At 48.4% G+C, this 19,542-nt stretch carries 19 protein-coding genes and 1 pseudogene; 9 read left to right on the forward strand and 11 right to left on the reverse strand.

Annotated features, from left to right (window positions below):
- Positions 1-68 precede the first annotated feature (68 nt).
- From hemB to B8880_RS06295, 8 genes and pseudogenes are all read right to left on the reverse strand, one after another.
- Positions 69-1,091, reverse strand: coding sequence for a porphobilinogen synthase (gene hemB, locus B8880_RS06260; RefSeq protein WP_084256767.1), 1,023 nt, complete (start codon positions 1,089-1,091; stop codon positions 69-71).
- Between the two features lie 70 nt (positions 1,092-1,161).
- Entirely contained in the window at positions 1,162-1,908 is a 747-nt protein-coding gene (gene tatC / locus B8880_RS06265) for a twin-arginine translocase subunit TatC (RefSeq protein ID WP_084256768.1), read from the reverse strand.
- Between the two features lie 131 nt (positions 1,909-2,039).
- A pseudogene (tatB, locus tag B8880_RS06270) lies at positions 2,040-2,441 on the reverse strand (Sec-independent protein translocase protein TatB); the annotation flags it as partial.
- Between the two features lie 3 nt (positions 2,442-2,444).
- Positions 2,445-2,672, reverse strand: coding sequence for a twin-arginine translocase TatA/TatE family subunit (gene tatA, locus B8880_RS06275; RefSeq protein WP_084256770.1), 228 nt, complete (start codon positions 2,670-2,672; stop codon positions 2,445-2,447).
- A gap of 109 nt (positions 2,673-2,781) precedes the next feature.
- A complete protein-coding gene (ubiB, locus tag B8880_RS06280) occupies positions 2,782-4,416 on the reverse strand; it encodes a ubiquinone biosynthesis regulatory protein kinase UbiB (RefSeq protein WP_084256935.1) in 1,635 nt (544 codons plus the stop codon).
- Positions 4,412-5,092, reverse strand: coding sequence for a ubiquinone biosynthesis accessory factor UbiJ (locus tag B8880_RS06285; protein WP_084256771.1), 681 nt, complete (start codon positions 5,090-5,092; stop codon positions 4,412-4,414). Before B8880_RS06285 ends, ubiB begins: the two co-directional genes overlap by 5 nt.
- A 15-nt stretch (positions 5,093-5,107) precedes the next feature.
- Entirely contained in the window at positions 5,108-5,911 is an 804-nt protein-coding gene (ubiE, locus tag B8880_RS06290) for a bifunctional demethylmenaquinone methyltransferase/2-methoxy-6-polyprenyl-1,4-benzoquinol methylase UbiE (RefSeq protein WP_084256772.1), read from the reverse strand.
- Positions 5,912-5,999: 88 nt separating this feature from the next.
- Positions 6,000-7,463 (reverse strand): aminoacyl-histidine dipeptidase, encoded by a 1,464-nt coding sequence (locus B8880_RS06295; RefSeq protein ID WP_084256773.1) that lies wholly within the window; start codon positions 7,461-7,463, stop codon positions 6,000-6,002.
- Positions 7,464-7,670: 207 nt separating this feature from the next.
- Here B8880_RS06295 and gpt point away from each other — a divergent pair, with 207 nt between their 5' ends.
- On the forward strand, positions 7,671-8,132 hold the full coding sequence (gene gpt, locus B8880_RS06300; protein ID WP_084256774.1) for a xanthine phosphoribosyltransferase: 462 nt from the start codon (positions 7,671-7,673) through the stop codon (positions 8,130-8,132).
- A gap of 165 nt (positions 8,133-8,297) precedes the next feature.
- On the opposite strand, the gene typA is transcribed toward gpt, so the two are convergent.
- Positions 8,298-10,160 carry a translational GTPase TypA gene (typA, locus tag B8880_RS06305; RefSeq protein ID WP_084256775.1) on the reverse strand — a complete coding sequence of 621 codons (1,863 nt, stop codon included), beginning with the start codon at positions 10,158-10,160 and terminating at the stop codon, positions 8,298-8,300.
- Between the two features lie 281 nt (positions 10,161-10,441).
- Here typA and glnA point away from each other — a divergent pair, with 281 nt between their 5' ends.
- The 6 genes from glnA to ruvX all read left to right on the forward strand — a co-directional run bounded on the left by glnA (position 10,442) and on the right by ruvX (position 15,716).
- Positions 10,442-11,860 carry a glutamate--ammonia ligase gene (glnA, locus tag B8880_RS06310; RefSeq protein ID WP_084256776.1) on the forward strand — a complete coding sequence of 473 codons (1,419 nt, stop codon included), beginning with the start codon at positions 10,442-10,444 and terminating at the stop codon, positions 11,858-11,860.
- 240 nt (positions 11,861-12,100) lie between these two features.
- A complete protein-coding gene (locus tag B8880_RS06315) occupies positions 12,101-12,892 on the forward strand; it encodes a TatD family hydrolase (RefSeq protein ID WP_084256777.1) in 792 nt (263 codons plus the stop codon).
- Between the two features lie 120 nt (positions 12,893-13,012).
- On the forward strand, positions 13,013-13,744 hold the full coding sequence (gene rsmE, locus B8880_RS06320; protein ID WP_084256778.1) for a 16S rRNA (uracil(1498)-N(3))-methyltransferase: 732 nt from the start codon (positions 13,013-13,015) through the stop codon (positions 13,742-13,744).
- Between the two features lie 19 nt (positions 13,745-13,763).
- On the forward strand, positions 13,764-14,717 hold the full coding sequence (gshB, locus tag B8880_RS06325; RefSeq protein ID WP_084256779.1) for a glutathione synthase: 954 nt from the start codon (positions 13,764-13,766) through the stop codon (positions 14,715-14,717).
- 4 nt (positions 14,718-14,721) lie between these two features.
- On the forward strand, positions 14,722-15,282 hold the full coding sequence (locus tag B8880_RS06330; RefSeq protein ID WP_084256780.1) for a YqgE/AlgH family protein: 561 nt from the start codon (positions 14,722-14,724) through the stop codon (positions 15,280-15,282).
- Positions 15,282-15,716 (forward strand): Holliday junction resolvase RuvX, encoded by a 435-nt coding sequence (gene ruvX / locus B8880_RS06335; RefSeq protein WP_084256781.1) that lies wholly within the window; start codon positions 15,282-15,284, stop codon positions 15,714-15,716. The genes B8880_RS06330 and ruvX overlap by 1 nt, the downstream gene beginning before the upstream one ends.
- 52 nt (positions 15,717-15,768) lie before the next feature.
- Here the strand turns inward: ruvX and B8880_RS06340 are convergent, their stop codons facing one another.
- On the reverse strand, positions 15,769-17,124 hold the full coding sequence (locus B8880_RS06340; protein ID WP_159460729.1) for a TolC family outer membrane protein: 1,356 nt from the start codon (positions 17,122-17,124) through the stop codon (positions 15,769-15,771).
- 160 nt (positions 17,125-17,284) lie between these two features.
- On the opposite strand from B8880_RS06340, the gene nudF reads away from it, so the two are divergent.
- Positions 17,285-17,905, forward strand: coding sequence for an ADP-ribose diphosphatase (gene nudF / locus B8880_RS06345; protein ID WP_084256783.1), 621 nt, complete (start codon positions 17,285-17,287; stop codon positions 17,903-17,905).
- 159 nt (positions 17,906-18,064) lie between these two features.
- Complete coding sequence (cpdA, locus tag B8880_RS06350; RefSeq protein ID WP_084256784.1) at positions 18,065-18,895, forward strand: 3',5'-cyclic-AMP phosphodiesterase; 831 nt, start codon at positions 18,065-18,067, stop codon at positions 18,893-18,895.
- Between the two features lie 103 nt (positions 18,896-18,998).
- Here the strand turns inward: cpdA and dsbB are convergent, their stop codons facing one another.
- On the reverse strand, positions 18,999-19,535 hold the full coding sequence (gene dsbB / locus B8880_RS06355) for a disulfide bond formation protein DsbB (protein WP_084256785.1): 537 nt from the start codon (positions 19,533-19,535) through the stop codon (positions 18,999-19,001).
- Positions 19,536-19,542 lie beyond the last annotated feature (7 nt).

Raw genomic sequence — 19,542 nt, forward strand, 5'->3', positions numbered from 1 at the left:
AATCCTCCATTATCATCATAATATAGGAGGATATTACTCGGAATTAATATAAAGAAAAACAGATAAAATTAATTACTGTCGCCTTGCTCATACAACCACTGCGCCACTTGTTTGGCATAATAGGTCAAAATGCCGTCGGCGCCGGCGCGTTTGAAGCAGAGTAAGGCTTCCATAATTGCCGGTTTTTCTGCGAGCCAGCCGTTTTGGATTGCGGCTTGCAGCATGGCGTATTCGCCGGAGACTTGGTAGGCGAAAGTCGGGACGCCGAAGTGCTGTTTGACGCGGTAAACCAAATCCAGATACGGCATTCCGGGTTTTACCATCACCATATCCGCGCCCTCTTGTAGATCTAACGCCACTTCTTGTAGCCCTTCGTTGCTGTTGGCAGGATCGAGTTGGTAGGTTTTCTTATTACCGCCTTTGAGGTTGCTACTTGAACCGACGGCATCGCGGAACGGACCGTAAAAACTGGAGGCGTATTTGGCGGAATAGGCCATAATTTGCGTATTCACAAAGCCGTTTTGTTCAAGTGCGGTGCGGATTGCGCCGATTCGTCCGTCCATCATATCGCTCGGGGCGACAATATCCGCGCCGGCGGCAGCGTGTGACAAGGCTTGTTTGACCAAAATCTCGGTGGTGGTGTCATTGAGCACATAACCTTTGTCATCAATAATGCCGTCTTGTCCGTGCGTGGTGTAGGGATCGAGCGCCACATCCGTCAGCACGCCCAGTGCGGGATAAGCCGCTTTCAGGGCTTTGACCGCACTTTGCACCAAGCCGTTTGGGTTATAGGCCTCTTCTGCCAACAGGGATTTTTTATCTTGTTCAATCATCGGAAACAGGGCAATCACCGGTACGCCGTATTTCACCAATAAACCGGCTTCAATCAGCAGTTGATCCAAGGTTAGCCGCTCAACACCCGGCATCGACGGTACGGCTTCGCGCTGATTTTCGCCTTGCATAATAAATACCGGATAAATCAAATCGTCGGCAGTCAGTCGATTTTCCGCGACCAAACGGCGGCTGAAATCATGGCGGCGCAGGCGGCGCATACGGTTAGCGGGGAAATGAGCGAAAATTTGTTGAGTCATAAAATGTCCTTAAAACAAGCTAGCTTAAAAGTAATAAAGACGCACGGCGGCGTCTTTTTTAATTATTCTGTTAACCGACCGCACTTTCTTCGGCATCTCGCGGTTTGTAGAAACGGGAAACCAATAAACCGACCTCAAACAGCAGCCACATCGGAATCGCCAGCAAGGTTTGCGAGAACACGTCCGGCGGCGTTAAGAACATGCCGATGACAAACGCAGCTACGATAATATACGGGCGTTTTTTGCGTAGATCTTCTGCGGTGGTTACTCCGCTCCAGCACAGCAAAATAATCGCGATCGGCACTTCAAAACAGATACCGAATGCCAAGAAGATAGTCAGCACAAAATCCAGATAATTGCTGATATCGGTAGCTATCGCCACGCCCTCAGGGGCGGTTTTGGTCAGGAAGCCGAAGACCAGTGGGAATACCACATAATAGGCAAACGCCACCCCAAGATAAAACAACAGGGTGCTGGAAAACAGCAATGGATAAATCAGGCGCTTTTCGTGTTGGTACAACGCCGGCGCAACGAAAGCCCAAACCTGATATAACAGGTAAGGCACTGACAAGAAAATGGCAACCACGCCGGTTAATTTTAGCGGCGTAAAGAACGGAGCCGCTACGCCGGTCGAGATCATGGTCGAACCTTGCGGCAACTGCTCGATTAGGGGTAATGCAACCAAACGATAAATATCATTGGCAAAAAACACCAGCCCACAAAAGATAAGCAGAATACAGACAATCGCTTTCAATAAGCGGTTGCGCAATTCGATTAAATGGCTGATTAGCGGTTGGGTGTCTTCAACTGACGACATACGACGATCCTCACGGTATCAGACTAAGCCGGCGCTTTGTCGGATTTTGCGGTTTGTTCAGCACGTTTTTCAGGCTGTGGCGTTTCTGGTTTATCGGCAAGCGCTAACATATTTTCAGCGTCTTCAGGCAGCAAGTGCGGTTCGCCGTCTTCGGCTAATGCCGCCCTTTCATCTGCACTCAGCGTATCTTCGATGCTTTTCACACCGTCTTTCAGCTCTTTGTTCAGCTTGCTTTCCTGTTGTTGCACATCTTGCTGTATTTTTTGCGCCGATTCTTTCAAATCTTGAATATTTTTTGCCAACTCGGGAGAAAGTTCGCTCAAATTCAGTTTTTCCGCTTTTTTAATACTCTCCTGCAATTCATGCAGTTTCAGCTCTTGGCTCAGTTCATTTTGCACATTGTTGGCAATGCCGCGAATGGTGCGAATCCAGCCGACTACCGTCCTGATAGCCACCGGCAAACGCTGCGGGCCCAGCACTACCAAGCCCACCACAAAAATCAAAACCAGTTCGGAAAATCCAATATCAAACACGGGTTATGCCTGCTCTTTGTCTTTGGTTTGCGCTTTGGTTGCCGTTTGATCGGCGTTGTTTTCTAACGATTGTTTAAAATCCGCATCTTTAACATCGTCTTCTTTAATCGCTTTTTTAAAGCCCTTCACCGATTCGCCCAAATCGGAACCTAAACTTTTCAGTTTCTTAGTTCCGAATAACAAAACCACGATTAATACGATGATTGCCAATTGCCAAACACTGATACCCATAAAATTACCTCTTAATATGGTGAAAAAATTCAAAATAATAAATAAAACTGTAGTAGAACTTTAAACTATCGCTTCACTTCGGTCAATGCGCAATAAGCCTGCGCTTGAATTAATTTTTAATTAACCCGTAGCCCCAGATTATAACCGCACTTACCAATAGACCTATACTAAAAAAGCGCGGTAAATGCGCAAACTGCAACAGAGTTGTGACAAAAATCACACTCCCGATAACCGCACAATATCGGTTCCGCTGGTTAGCCTGTTGATTTTTAAGCAAAGTGCGGTTTAATTCGCCAACTTGCTTGCCAATCTCTTTTTGTTGCTGCAAGGCATGATACAACGCTTCCGGCATTTCGGCAAAATGCTCGCGGAAATACGGTAACCGCTCTTTAATGCCGCGATACACCGATTTAAAGCCAACCTGATCATTCAGCCAATCCTGTAAAAACGGTTTGGCGGTTTGCCACAAATCCAACTGCGGATAAATCTGCCGCCCCAAGCCTTCGATATACAACAAGGTTTTTTGCAATAATACCAGCTGCGGCTGCACTTCCATATTGAAGCGGCGCGCGGTATTAAACAGATTCAACAACACATGTCCAAAAGAGATTTCACTGAGCGGTTTGGCAAAGATCGGATCGCAAACCGTGCGGATCGCCTGCTCGAACTCCTGCACGTTGGTATCTTCCGGCACCCAACCGGAATCGACGTGCAGCTGCGCCACCCGTTGGTAATCACGATTGAAAAACGCCAAGAAATTCTCCGCCAGATAGCGTTTATCCTCCCGATTCAACGAGCCGACAATCCCGCAATCAATGCCGATATATTGCGGATCTTCGGGGTGATTCGGGTTGACGAAAATATTGCCGGGGTGCATATCGGCATGAAAAAAGCTGTCGCGGAACACTTGGGTGAAAAATACCTGCACGCCGCGCTCTGCCAGCAACTTCATGTCGGTACCGTTGGCTTCTAACGCCGCGATATCAGACACCTGAATGCCGTAAATCCGCTCCATCACAATCACATTTTTATAGCAAAACTCGCTGTACATTTCCGGAATATACAACATCGGGCTGTTTTCAAAATTGCGCCGCAGCTGAATTGCATTTGCCATTTCACGCCGCAAATCCAATTCGTCCAAAATCGTTTTTTCATATTCGCGCACCACTTCCACCGGCCGCAAACGGCGTCCTTCGCTGGAAAGGCGCGGAATCCAGCCCGCCAAGCGATACATCAAACTGATGTCGGCTTTAATGTCTTTTTCAATGTTGGGACGAATCACTTTCAGCACCACATCCCGCCCGGCAAATTCACCGTCGGCATTGAATTTTGCGGTATGCACCTGCGCAATCGAGGCGGAAGCCAGCGCGGTTTCATCAAAATCGCTGAACCACTTTTCCAATTTATCGCCAAGTGCGGTTTCAATTTGTCGGCGCGCCAGTTTGCCCGAAAACGGTTCGACCTGATCCTGCAACAGTGCCAATTCGTCGGCAATCGCATTCGGGAAAAGATCTCGTCGGGTGGACAACATTTGTCCCAGTTTAATCCAAACCGGCCCCAACTCCTGCAACGCCAAACGCAGCCGCAAACCGAACATTTTCTCTTGATGTCGGTTGCGCAACCAAAACAGCAATCGGCGTCCGCAACGAATCGGACGAGTAAACGCATTCTTCGGCAAGGCTTCGTCCAAGCCGTACTGTAAAATCACTTGAATGATACGGTAAAAACGCAATGTTGATTTAATCACGCTGTGCCTCTTGCTCGGCTAATGTTTGTTCAAGCCGCAGTTGTAAACGTTGCGCCTTTTGTTCGAGCCGCTCGGATTGCAACTGTAACTGCTCGACCTGCTGCTGAAAATCCGACACCGCCGATTTAGGCGCTACAAGCCGCCACTCTTCGCTTAAGCGCTCGCGCCAATGCCGTTGTGCGGTTTGCCGTTTGGATTTGAAAAGCGCCCAGCCCTGCCGCACGAATTGCGTACCGTTATACGCCAACACATCACCTACATACGGCGACAGCAACTCCGCCGGATCTTTTTGCAAAAAATCCATCAAACCGAGAAAATCCTGCAACACTTGCAGATCACCGTGGATCACAATCGATTTATCATTAATATATTGTGTTAATTCTGACTTTTTCGGCAATTTTAGCAACGTTTTCGCCGATGTTTGCACTTCACAATCCGCCTCGCCGTCATAACGCTGCAACACATCAATATTGCATTCGGAAAACACAAAATAGTAAATCATTTCGGGTTGTTGTAATTGCAGCGCCAACACTTTGCCTGCCAATTTACGCAAGTGCGGTTGGTAATTTTCCGTGCGTTGCAACAAGTATGAAAGTGCGGTTTCGATCGCGCCGTTAGCCAGTTGCGGCAACAACAATTGCGCTTTCAATTGTTCCCAATTCGGTAGCTTCATGCGCTTTCTCCAAGCTTAAAACTTATAGCCACGGTGCAGCGCCACAATGCCGGCACTGAGATTATAGTATTCCACGCTTTCAAAACCGGCGTCATTCATCATCTGTTTCAAGGTATCTTGATTCGGGTGCATACGGATCGATTCCGCCAAATAGCGGTAGCTTTCGCTATCGTTCACCACCACTTCGCCGACTTTCGGCAGAATATTGAACGAATAGAAGTTGTATAACTTGCTCAACGGATCGAGAATCGGTTTAGAAAATTCCAATACCAATAAGCGCCCGCCCGGTTTCAGCACGCGATACATCGAGCGTAACGCTTTATCTTTGTCGGTGACGTTGCGCAGCCCGAAGCTGATAATAATACAATCGAAAGTATTGTCGGCAAACGGCAGCGCTTCGGCGTTCGCCTGCACATATTCCACGTTGCCGACCACGCCCAGATTACGCAATTTATCACGCCCGACCTGCAACATCGAATCATTGATATCCGCCAACACCACCTGTCCGCTTTCGCCGACAATACGGGAAAACTTGGCGCTGAAATCACCGGTTCCGCCCGCCAAATCCAACACTTTCTGCCCCTTGCGCACGCCGCTGCAATCAATGGTAAACCGCTTCCACACCCGATGTACGCCGAATGACAGCAAATCATTCATCAAATCGTATTTATCCGCCACCGAATGAAACACATTGGCGACCAATTGTTGTTTTTCGTTTTTGGCAACGGTTTTAAAACCGAAATGTGTGGTTTCCGCCTGCGTTTGCGTAGCATTGGACGGCTCATTTGGATTTTGCGCGTGATTGGTGTCTTGGTTCATGGCATTTTTCTGTTTGAATTGTCGGTATAAATAAAGAAGTTCACTCTAACATAAAAGTGCGGTTTGCACCGCACTTCCCGTCACTTATTTAATCTTTTAACGGAATATCCGCCAAAAGTGCGGTCAGCAATTTCCAGTAGGTTTGCACCGCCGGAATATGCACTTTTTCGTCCGGCGAATGCGCACCGCGGATAGTCGGCCCGATTGAAACCATGTCCACATCCGGATACTGTTTTTTGATTAAACCGCATTCCAGTCCGGCATGAATCACCTGAATCAGCGGTTCTTCCCCCAAAATCTGCCGGTAATGTTTCTGCGTGACCGGCAGCATGGCGGAATGCCGGTTCGGCTCCCAGCCCGGATAGTCGTGACTGAATTCAATCTCTGCACCGGCCAGATTCACCAACGAATCCAGCACCGAGCAAACGTAATGCTTGCCGCTTTCGATCAAAGAGCGGATCAAAATCACCACCTGCAATTGCCCGTCGTTGAGCTTCAATACGCCGATGCTTAACGAGGTTTCCACCACGCCCGACACCACATCGCTGTTGCGGATCACACCGTTCGGCAAGGTGTTGAGCAAATCAATAATGCGATCGGTGCTGACTTCGCTGATCACTTGCGCCGTCGGCTGTGCGCTTTCCAGTTTCAATTCCAGCGTCGGTTCGCTTAACGCCAATTCGGTTTGTAGCTCTTGTTGCAACGCCGCGACCACACTTTGCGCCGTGTGCAATGTTTCGTCGCCGCCGTCAAACGCCAACAGTGCAAAGGCTTCGCGCGGAATCGCATTGCGCACCGAGCCGCCGCCGATATCCGCCAGTTGGAAATCGAAATGCGCCTGCAATTGCGCCAAAACCCGTCCTAACAATTTGATCGCATTGCCGCGGCCGGTGTGAATATCGGCGCCGGAGTGACCGCCTTTCAAACCTTTGAGCACCAGTTTCGCCGCCTGCGGCAAGCGGTTTGCTTCAGAATCCAGATCCAAGCGTAAATCGCCGTCAATCCCACCGGCACAGCCGATATAAATCTGGCCGTTTTCTTCGGTGTCGGTATTAATCAACATTTCGCTTTGCAACCAATTCGGTTGCAAGCCGTTAGCGCCGACCATGCCGCTTTCTTCGGTCATGGTCAGCAGCACTTCTAAGTCGGGGTGCGCCAAATCTTGACTTTCCAACACCGCCAGCGCCGATGCCAGACCAATGCCGTTATCTGCGCCCAAGGTGGTGTTTTCCGCGGTCACCCATTCGCCGTCGATATACGGTTTAATCGGATCGCTGCTGAAATCATGCGCCGTACCTTCATTTTTTTGCGGCACCATATCCAAATGCGCCTGCAACGCCACTTTTTTACGGTTTTGCATACCGGCGGTCGCCGCTTTGCGGATTAAAATATTGCCGACCTGATCGCGTTCCACCCACAATTTTTGCTGTTTTGCCCACGCCACAATGTGCTCGGCCAGTTGTTCTTCTTGATAAGAGGGGTGCGGAATATCACAAATTTGTTGGAACCATTGCCATAAAAGTGTCGGTTGAAGCTGGGTTATCTGTTGCATAATCAGTCCTCTATTTTAGAAAGGTGAATTTAGGAATCCGTCACGGACGGACATTGCCGCCGCTGCAAAAAATGCGTGAAAAACAGCGGAAAATTAGGATTAATAATAGCATGAAATCGCTTTTCGGGTTATCCTATCGCAATTTTAAAATCAGGCTGGTCAAAGAATCACCGCCGCTATTTTCTTTTCTTCTGTTAAGGGTTCATTATGAGCGAAAAATACATTGTAACTTGGGATATGTTCCATATGCATGCCCGCAAACTGGCCGAACGTTTAATGCCGGCTTCCCGTTGGAAAGGCATTATTGCCGTTAGTCGCGGCGGTCTGTTTCCAAGTGCGGTATTGGCGCGCGAATTAGGCATTCGCCATGTGGAAACGGTGTGTATAGCCAGCTACGATCACGATCAGCAAGGCGAATTGAAAGTATTACACGCCCCGCAAATCGGTGACGGCGAAGGCTTTATTATCGTTGATGATTTAGTGGACAGCGGCAATACCGCGCGTGCCGTGCGTCAAATGTATCCGAACGCCCATTTGGTCACGGTGTTTGCCAAACCTGCCGGCGCTTCATTGGTGGACGAATATGTGGTGGATATTCCGCAAGCCACTTGGATCGAACAACCTTGGGATATGGGTATTACATTCGTACCGCCGCTTTCCAGAAAATAATTTGCAGAATACTGAATTGAAAAACGCCTGATAGCTGATGTTATCAGGCGTTTTACTATTTACAACGCTGTTTGGCAAAGCAAAGTAGCGATTGTGTATTCAAAAAGCAAAAAACCGCACTTTGATGATTCAAAGTGCGGTTTGTAAACCTAAACCGAATCCGGATTAACGGGTGCTGGTGCTGGTGCTGGTGCTGGTCGTAGTACGGCTGGCGCGTTTGCGATCGACTTCGGTCAGTAATTTCTTACGGATACGCACCGAAACCGGCGTCACTTCAACCAGTTCGTCGTCATCAATAAATTCCAACGCCTGTTCTAAGGTATAGCGCACCGGCGGCACGAGCACCACCGCATCGTCCTTCCCGGAAGCACGCATATTGGTCAGCTTTTTACCTTGCAAACAGTTAACGGTTAAGTCGTTGCCACGGCTGTGAATGCCGATCACTTGTCCTTCGTACACTTCCGCACCGTGATCGATCATTAATTTGCCACGCTCTTGCAAGCTGAACAACGCATACGCCAAGGCTTTGCCGGTCGCATTCGAAATTAATACCCCGTTGATCCGTTGTCCGATCTCGCCGGCTTTGATGTCGTCATAGTGGCTGAAGCTGGAATACAACAAACCGGTACCGGAAGTCATCGTCATAAATTCGTTACGGAAACCGATTAAACCGCGGCTTGGAATGATATATTCCAAACGGGTGCGGCCTTTGCCGTCCGGCGCCATGTCGCGCACTTCGCCTTTGCGAATCCCCAGCGCTTCCATCACCGAACCTTGATGTTGCTCTTCGATATCGATCGTCACTTGCTCGAACGGCTCTTGTTTACGCCCGTCAATCTCGCGGAAAATAACTTTCGGGCGGGAAACCGCCAATTCATACCCTTCACGGCGCATATTCTCGATTAACACCGACAAGTGCAGTTCGCCGCGACCGGACACGCGGAATGCGTCCGGATCTTCGGTCTCTTCCACACGCAACGCCACGTTGTGCACCAATTCTTTGTTCAAACGCTCCAGAATTTGGCGCGAAGTCACGAATTTCCCCTCTTTACCGCAGAACGGCGAGGTATTCACGCAGAAAAACATGGTCACGGTCGGCTCGTCCACGCTTAACGCCGGCAGCGCTTCCACACTGTTGACATCGCAAATGGTATCGGAAATATTCAGTTCGCCCAAACCGGTGATGGCAATAATATCGCCTGCGCTGGCAATGTTCGCTTCATAACGCTGCAACCCCAAATGACCCAGCACTTGTCCCACTTTACCGTTACGGGTTTTGCCTTCGCTGTCGATAATCGTCACTTGTTGGTTTGGTTTAACCGAACCGCGCTTGATCCGTCCGATGCCGATCACGCCGACGTAGTTGTTGTAATCCAATTGCGAGATCTGCATTTGGAACGGTTTGTCGCTTTCCACTTTCGGCGGTTCAACATATTTGACCACCGCTTCAAACAGCGGCGTCATATCTTCGGCAAGATCTTCATGTTCCACGCCGGCAACGCCGTTTAAAGCCGAAGCATAAATAATCGGGAAATCTAACTGCTCGTCGGTTGCACCTAAATTCACGAACAGATCGAACACCTGATCTACCACCCAATCCGGACGCGCGCCCGGGCGATCGACTTTGTTGATCACCACAATCGGTTTCAAACCGTGGGCAAAGGCTTTTTGCGTCACAAAACGGGTTTGCGGCATCGGGCCGTCAAAGGCGTCAACCAGCAGCAACACCGAGTCGACCATTGATAATACGCGTTCCACTTCGCCGCCGAAATCGGCGTGTCCTGGGGTGTCCACGATATTAATGCGGTAGTCGTTCCAGTTAATCGCCGTATTTTTGGCTAAAATGGTAATGCCACGCTCTTTTTCCAAATCATTGGAATCCATCACGCGTTCATCGCTGTCGCCACGCGCGTTTTCCAGCGTGCCGGATTGTTGTAGCAGTTTATCGACCAGCGTGGTTTTGCCGTGGTCAACGTGAGCAATGATCGCAATGTTGCGCAATTTGCTGATATCTAATTCATTATTCATGTGAAAATCTTCGTTGTAGTAAAAGAAAAGTGATTCCAAAAAACCGTCAATGCGGTGGCTTTGAGATAAAATTCATTGGAAGGTGGCGAATTATAACGTTTTTCAAACAAAACGGCTATTAAATATTGAAAATTTAACAAAACATCAGTTTTAATGAAAATCTAACAAAGTATCGAAAAAATGTATTGATTTTTTATTTTTATGGATTATATTTTAGTCATGCTTTAAACAAACCCTAATATTTTTATATTTTATCACTTTAACCAATAGAGGATTTAGTTATGTCTCAAGCAGCTATCGCTAACGTATTTAAGCTCATTGAAGAGCATGATGTCAAATTTGTCGATTTACGTTTTACCGACATTAAAGGCACCGAACAGCATGTTTCCATTCCTAAAAGTGCGGTAGATGAAGATTTCTTTGAAGATGGAAAAATGTTTGACGGCTCTTCCATCGCCGGCTGGAAAACGATCAATAAATCCGACATGGTGCTAATGCCGATTGCCGAAACCGCAATTCTCGATCCGTTTTTTGCCATTCCGACCCTGAGTATTCGCTGCGATGTTTACGAACCGACCACTATGCAAGGCTATGACCGCGATCCGCGCTCTATTGCGTTGCGTGCCGAGGAATATCTGAAAGCCTCCGGCATTGCTGATACGGTTTTAGTCGGGCCGGAGCCGGAATTCTTCCTGTTTGATGACGTGCGTTTCCAAGTCGGTATGGGGGCAAGCTCATTTGCGATTGACGACATTGAAGCGGCATGGAACAGCAACACCGAATACGAAGGCGGCAACACCGGCTACCGTCCGGCGGTGAAAGGCGGCTACTTCCCTGTTCCTCCGGTCGATTCTTCACAGGATATCCGTTCTGAAATGTGTTTGTTAATGGAAGAGTTCGGTTTGGTGATCGAAGCGCACCACCATGAAGTGGCAACCGCCGGTCAAAATGAAATCGCCTGCCGTTTCAATACGTTAGCCTTAAAAGCCGACGAAACCCAAATCTATAAATATGTGGTGCGCAACGTCGCCCATGAACATGGCAAAACAGCTTGCTTCATGCCGAAACCACTATTCGGCGACAACGGCTCCGGTATGCACTGCCATATTTCATTGGGCAAAGACGGGGTTAACTTGTTCTCCGGCGACAAATATGCCAACTTGTCGGAAACCGCACTTCACTTTATCGCCGGGGTGATCAAACACGCCAAAACGTTGAATGCCTTCACCAACCCGACCACCAACTCCTACAAACGCTTGGTACCGGGTTATGAAGCGCCGGTGTTGTTGGCTTATTCGGCGAGCAACCGTTCCGCTTCAATCCGTATCCCGACCGTCAGCAGTCCGAAAGCACGCCGTATCGAAGTGCGTTTCCCGGATCCGGGTGCGAACCCATATTTGGCTTTCTCCGCAATCTTGATGGCGGGCTTGGACGGTATCATCAACAAACTGAATCCGGGCGATGCGATGGATAAAAACCTGTATGACTTACCGCCAGAAGAGCTGAAACAAGTGCCGCACGTAGCCGGCTCCTTGGAAGAAGCGTTGCAAGCGCTGCAGCAAGACCACGACTTCCTGACGCGCGGCGGCGTATTCAGTCAAGATTTCATCGAAGCCTATATCGAGCTGAAATCAAAAGACGTACAGCGTTTAAGAATGTTGCCGCATCCGGCTGAATTTGAAATGTATTACGCGATGTAAGTTAAGTTTAAATCGTCGGATTTAAAATAAGGGCGTATGTTAATGCGCCCTTTTGTCGTAATATTGGCACAATTCCCTTCTCCCTTGATGGAAGAAGGTGTCCGATAGGACGGATGAGGGTGAACGTGCCCTCATCCTGATTTTAGCGTCTGAACGACGCTAAAACCTGTCCTTCTCCCCTTGTGGGAGAAGGAATTCTTAAAATTTATACTGTACCGCCATTTAAACAAGAGAACCGCCATGCCCTTTTTCGATACCCATACCCATTTTGATTATCTACTGGTACAACTGAAACAAAGCGTGGCGCAAGGCGTTGCCGTGGCGCAAAGCGGCAAGGTGGAAAAAATTCTGATTGCGGCGGTGGCGGCGGAACAGTTTGACAGCCTGACCGCACTTTGCGCCCAAGCCCCTGCACAACTTTGCTACGGCTTGGGGCTGCACCCGCTGTATATCCGCCAACATCAGGAACAGGATCTACAGCAGTTAAAAGTGCGGTTAAGCAAAAAACCGCACTTATGCAAAGCCGTCGCGGAAATCGGTTTGGAAAGAGCGGTTGCCGAGCTGATTACCGCTGAAATGTGGCAAAAACAGTGCCATTTTTTGGAAAGCCAACTCTATTTGGCACGCGATTTTAACCTGCCGGTCAGCCTGCATTCGCGCCGCAGCCACGATCAGCTTTATACCTTTCTGAAACGGATTTCGTTGGGCAAAAAAGGCGTGGTGCACGGCTTTGCCGGCAGTTATCAGCAAGCCAAACGTTTTGTCGATTTGGGCTATTTTATCGGTGTCGGCGGCACGATCACCTACGAAAGAGCCAACAAAACCCGCCAAGCGATTCGTCAGTTACCGTTAGATTGCCTCGTGTTAGAAACCGACAGTCCGGATATGCCGCCGTTCGGCTTTCAAGGGCAGCCCAATCAGCCAATCCGAATCAATCAAATTTTGCACAGTCTGACCGAACTCCGACAGGAAAGTGCACTGCAAATCGAACAAACAATCTGGCAGAACAGCCGTGCGCTTTTCGATTTTTAGACGATAACGGATTAAGTTATACCACACCGTTCTATCCGTGCCGAAAGTGCGGTTAGTGTTTTATTTTTATCGGTGTTATCATTAACGCAACATAACATCAGCCAAGCAAACAAGATTATTATGCGAATTCCAAGAATTTATCACCCGCAACCGTTGAACAACGCCGCCGCTTGCGAACTGAGCGAAGACGCGGTTAATCACGTTGCGCGCGTGTTGCGCATGAACGTCGGGCAGCAGCTTGAACTGTTTGATGGCAGCAACTGTGTTTATCCGGCGACCATTGAAGAAATCAGCAAAAAACAGGTCAAAGTGCGGTTAGATGCTGCGATTGAGGACGATCGCGAATCCAATTTGATTCTGCATTTGGGGCAGGTCATTTCACGCGGCGACAGAATGGAATTCACCATTCAGAAATCGGTGGAATTGGGCGTGAACGTGATTACGCCGTTATGGTCGGAACGCTGTGGCGTGAAGCTAGACAGCGAGCGCATGGAGAAAAAAATTCAGCAGTGGCAAAAAATTGCGATTGCCGCCTGCGAACAGAGCGGCCGCAACCGCATTCCGCAGATCCGCCCGTTAATGAAACTGAGCGACTGGTGTGCGGAGGAGACAGCAATGCTGAAGCTGAATTTACATCCGCGGGCGGCGATCGGCATTCGCCAATTGAGCAATATTCCGCCGCAAGGCGTGCGCCTGCTGATCGGCTCGGAAGGCGGTTTGTCGGCACAGGAAATTGCTATGACCGAGCAGCAACAGTTTCAATCGGTCTTATTGGGCAAACGTGTACTGCGCACCGAAACCGCGGCGTTGGCGGCAATTACCGCCCTGCAAGTCTGCTTCGGCGATTTATAATCTGATAAGGAATAACAGTATGATTAAACTCGGCATTGTGATGGATCCGATTCAATCCATCAATATTAAAAAAGATTCCAGTTTCGCCATGTTGGAACAGGCGCAAGCGCGCGGCTACCAGCTGTATTATATGGAAATGAATGATCTGTTCTTGCACAAAGGCGTCGCCAAAGCGCGGGTGCGCGAACTGAAAGTGCGGTATGACTATAACGATTGGTTTGAATTTTTAAGCGATGAAACGCTGGAACTGGCGGAATTGGACGTGATTTTAATGCGAAAAGATCCGCCGTTCGACACCGAATTTATCTACGCCACCTACATTTTGGAGCGGGCGGAAGAGCAAGGCTGTTTAATTGTGAATAAACCGCAAAGCCTGCGCGATTGCAATGAAAAACTCTACACTGCTTGGTTTGCCGATTTAACACCGGAAACCTTGGTCACCCGTGATGCCCGACGGCTCAAAACCTTTCACCAACAGCACGGCGATATTATTTTAAAACCGCTGGACGGCATGGGCGGCAGTTCGATTTTTCGGGTGAAACAAGACGATCCCAATCTGTCGGTGATTATCGAAACCTTAACCGATTTAGGGCAACGTTATTGCATGGCGCAAAGCTATATTCCGCAAATCGTCAACGGTGACAAACGTATTTTGGTGGTGGACGGCGAACCCGTGTCTTACTGTCTGGCACGGATTCCCTCAAAAGGCGAAACCCGCGGCAATCTGGCCGCCGGCGGTAGCGGCGAAGCGCGTCCGTTGACCGATAGCGATTGGGCGATTGCCAAAACGGTTGCGCCGTATTTAAAGCAAAAGGGATTAATTTTTGTCGGTTTGGACGTAATTGGCGATAAACTGACCGAAATTAATGTCACCAGCCCGACCTGTATTCGTGAAATCGAAGCGGCATTTCCGCAAGTTTCGATCACTGCCATGTTAATGGACGCCATTGAACGGCGCTTACAGGACGCATAACACGATGAAACTACAAGATCATTTTTTACTGGCAATGCCCGGAATGGACGATCCGTTTTTCAAAAATTCACTGATTTATATTTGTGAACATAATGAAGATGGCGCAATGGGAATTATGTTGACCCAAGCCACCGAGCTGAGTGTGGCGGAAATTATCGCCAAAATGAATTTTCTGATCGCCGACAAACGGGAGTACCAACAAGATGATATTGTGTTGATGGGCGGTCCGGTCGGCATTGAACGCGGCTTTATTTTACACACGAAATGCATTCCGCCGTTTCAGCACAGTTTTGCCGTGTCCGATCAGGTGTGGCTGACCACTTCCGCCGATGTGCTGCAAACCATCGGCCGAGCCGATGCGCCGGAAAAATACCTAGTGGCGCTGGGTTGCTGCAGTTGGAAAGCGGAGCAATTGGAACAGGAAATTGCCGATAACGCTTGGTTGGTGATAGAGGCTAACCAACATCTGTTATTTGACGTGCCTTATGATCGCCGTTGGCTGGAAGCCAGCCGTTCTTTAGGCATCGAGCCAACTCATCTTGCCACGCACGCAGGACACGCCTGATGGGATTTACCGCACTTGCGTTTGATTTCGGTATAAAAAGTATCGGCTGTGCCGTCGGGCAAAGTATTACCGGCACGGCACAAGCCTTGGCAGCTTTCAAAGCCAATGACGGCATTCCTAATTGGGACTTGATCGAAAAATGTCTGCGAGAGTGGCAACCCAAAGTGGTTATCGTCGGTTTGCCACTGAATATGGACGGTACGGAGCAAGAGATCACCCGACGGGCGCGCAAATTTTCACAACGGATTCACGGCCGCTTCGCCGTTCCGGTGGTGCTACACGACGAGCGCCTCAGCACAGTGGAAGCGCGTGCGGAAATTTTTTCCCGTCGCGGTTTCAAGGCGTTGGAAAAAGGGAAAATCGATTCGATCTCGGCTTGTATTATTTTAGAAAGCTGGTTTGAAACTCAAACGGACTATTCGGCGATCAATTAAGGGGTGAATGTCACCCCTTATCATATCCGACGCTTTTCTATGCCACCTGTTTTTACAGTTTGGTTCTGAGCGTCAATAAATTATTCAAACGGCTTAAATCATTTTCATTCAGCGTGCCCGACAGTTGGCGCAATTGCAGTTCCAGCAACAGATAATTATAACGTGCGGAAGACAATTGACGTTGCGCTTCATGGCGGGTGCGGGTGGCGGTCAACACGTCCAAAATCGTTCTGGTGCCGGTTTCATAACCGGATAATGTCGCACGATAAGCACTTTCTGACGAGATGACATATTGCTGATAGGCTTTAATCGAGCTAGAAGCGGCATTCAAGCTGTTGACGGTCGAACGAATATTGCGTACCAAATCACGATAGGTCGATTCCAGATTTTCCGAGCTGCTGACGAAAGCGTGTTGCTGCTGACGGACTCGCGAGCTGGTTTGCCCGCCGGTGTACAACGGCATTGACACTTCCACGCCGATTGTTGCCTGATCCACATTGCGATCTGCAATCCCGTAATTGCTGGCGATCGGCATGCGCGAATTGCTGTGGGTCAAGCCCGCCACCAGATTTACCGTTGGCAAATATGCGCTTTGCGCCACTTTAATCCCGTCTTTTGCCAATTCTTTGCCCATTTTGTAGTAGGTCAAGGTTAAATTCTGCTCTTCCCCTTGCGCAATATACTGGTTCGGATTGGCATAGGTTTGGGTTTTGAATTTTTTGGTATCCAGTTTGTTAATATCTAACGGATACTGACCTGTAATTTCATACAAGGCTTCAATACTATTATCCACATCATTCTTCGCCACGATTTCGCTGGCAATCACGCTGTCGTATTGCGCTTGGGCTTCGTCAACATCGGTAATCGCCACCAAGCCGACTTGATATTGCTGATTGGTGTTGCTTAATTGGTTGTAAACCGCACTTTTTTCGGATTGCACCGATGCCAAGGTATCAATGCTGTTCAGCACCGAAATATACGCGGTTGCCACGCGGTAAAGCAAGTTTTGCTGGGTTGCCTGATAAGAGACTTCCGCTTGTTGCGCCGTTTTTTCCTGCAATGACAAATTACGCCACAAGCTCATATCAAATAATGTTTGGCTTAAATTCAAGCCGATACTGAAAGCGCGGTTTTGGTTAAAACTGTTGTTATAGCCGCTGTCGTGAGTCTTGCCGTGATCCACATAACGGTTGCTGCCATAACTGGCGCTCGCGTTGAGTTGCGGTAACAGCGCGCCTTTTGCCTGATTTTTGCCCTCCATAATCTGTTGGCTGTCCGCATAGGCTTTTTTCACAACAGGATCACTGGCTTTCGCCTGTTCGTAGGCCTCCATTAAAGATGCAGCCATCACTTGTTGCGTCATCAACCCTACACTTAACACCGACAGCAACAATGTTGTTTTTTTCATGTGTTTCTCCACTAAATGATCGTTCATTTTTTCATTTTACCTAAAAGCGTTTGGAAATGTAAGTGAAAAAAAAGCCTAATTTGGTACACTATGGCGCAATAATCTTTTGCTCCGCTATCCTTACCCTAAGCCATAAAATATCAAGATTAAGGAAACCAATATGTCGATAGAACAATTCTCCGCCGCAGATTTAGCGATCCAACAACAAGAGCTGGTCTATGACGGCTTCTTCAAGCTCTACAAAATCCAATTCCGCCACAAACTGTTTGCCGGCGGTTACAGCGGCACGGTCACCCGCGAATTATTGTATAAAGGTGCGGCGTCTGCCGTAATCGCTTATGATCCGCTGCGTGATGAAGTGGTATTGGTCGAGCAAGTGCGGATCGGCGCTTATGTCGCCGAGAGTGAAAAATCCCCTTGGTTGCTGGAGTTGATCGCCGGCATGGTGGAAGAGAACGAGCAGCCGCTTGACGTGGCACAACGGGAAGCACAAGAGGAAGCCGGCGTTGACATTCAGCAAATTCTGCCGGCACTCAGCGTGTGGGACAGCCCGGGCGGTGTATTCGAACGGATTCACCTGTTTGCCGGTAAAGTGGATACAACCCAAGCCGGCGGTTTGCACGGGCTGGCGGAAGAACACGAAGATATTAAAGTGCATGTCGTCAGCCGTGAACAAGCCTATCAATGGGTTGAAAGCGGTCAAATTGACAACAGTATTGCGGTGATCGGTTTACAGTGGCTGCAACTGAATCACCAACGCTTAAAAAAATTATGGTTATAAGTTAAAAAACAGTGATGTAACTCTAATTCTTCGCGATTATTTAATACAAAATGTGCGCCTACTAGCATTTTTAATATAAAAATACTGACATTTTTATCAAAAACAGTATCTTATCAGTTACGAATTATTTTTATTTTTTATAAATTTTGTTGGTATATTTTGAGAACGACTTTTTTACACCATTCGGACAGTACGCCGGTGCGGTTTATTCAAGTAACCGATCCCCATCTGTTTGCCGATAAAAAATCCGAACTACTGGGGATTAATACCTTTGATAGTTTCGCTGCGGTTTTATCCGAAATTAAGCAAACCCCCTTTAATTTCGAATTTGTCTTGGCGACCGGTGATTTGGTACAAGACAGCAGCTTGGAGGGGTACCGCTATTTCAGCGAGGAGATTACACGCCTGCAAAAACCGGTGTTTTGGATTCCGGGCAATCACGATTATCAGCCGCATATGGTCGATGTGCTCAATCAGCAGTCCGACTATATTTCTCCGTTGAAACACATTATCATTAATGAGCATTGGCAAATTCTGATGCTCGACAGCCAAGTGCTGAACGTGCCGCACGGCTATTTGAACCAGTATCAACTCGATTGGCTGCTCGCCAAGCTGGAGCAATATCCTGAGTTACATACGCTGGTGGTGTTGCATCACCATATTGCGCCAACGCGTTCTGCCTGGTTGGATCAACACAACCTGCGCAATACTTCAGAGTTTTTAAGCTGCCTGAGCCAACACCGGCATATTAAAGCGATCATCAGCGGTCACATTCATCAGGCGATGGATATCCAATGGAATAACTACCGTATTCTGACCACACCGTCGACCTGTATTCAGTTTAAATCCGACAGTTACCATTTTAGTTTAGGCGTGATGCCGCCGGGCTGGCGCGAATTTGAGCTGTATCCTGACGGCACGTTAAAAACCCAAGTGAAACGCATTAAAGAAAATTTATTCACGCCGGATTTTAATATCTCGGGTTATTAAAACGAACGGGTTATTAAAACGAACGGCAAAACGCAAAAGAGCGGTTATCAGCCCGAATGGCTAGATAACCGCTCTTTTGCGTATGCGGGCTATTTGAAACCGCTTATTTGAACAGTGTCCGTTGGCGTGAACGTGTTGGCTTGACCTGGCTGATCAACACCAATCCCAACACTAAAATATAAGCGGCAAAAATCACAATTAACCACTGCGGCATGGCAAAGCCTAAAAACGACCATTGCAATTCGCTGCAAGAACCGTAAGCCTCAAACATTTGCGGCAACCATTTATTTAGCGGTAATGTCGTCGGAAACTCCACCATCAACGGGCATTGGTTCCACGGCGCCGGATTTAATTGATAATCGGTATGTTGCAGCGCTAACAGTAATCCTTTGACCGCACTAAACAAACCGATTGCCAGCGCCAGCAGACGAACCAGCAATAAACGCGGCGCAAGCATGGCAAATACCGCCGCCAATGCGATCCCCAAAATCGCCACGCGTTCATAAATACACATCACGCACGGCTCCAGCTTCATCACATGCTGAAAATACAGCCCTGCCCCTTCGAACACCACGCAAGAAAGCAATAACAAAAACCAACTGCCGCGACTGAGAGATGCCTGTTTTAAAAAATGAAACATTTGCTTT

The sequence above is a fragment of the Pasteurella testudinis DSM 23072 genome (assembly GCF_900176075.1).
Lineage (GTDB): Bacteria > Pseudomonadota > Gammaproteobacteria > Enterobacterales > Pasteurellaceae > Chelonobacter > Chelonobacter testudinis.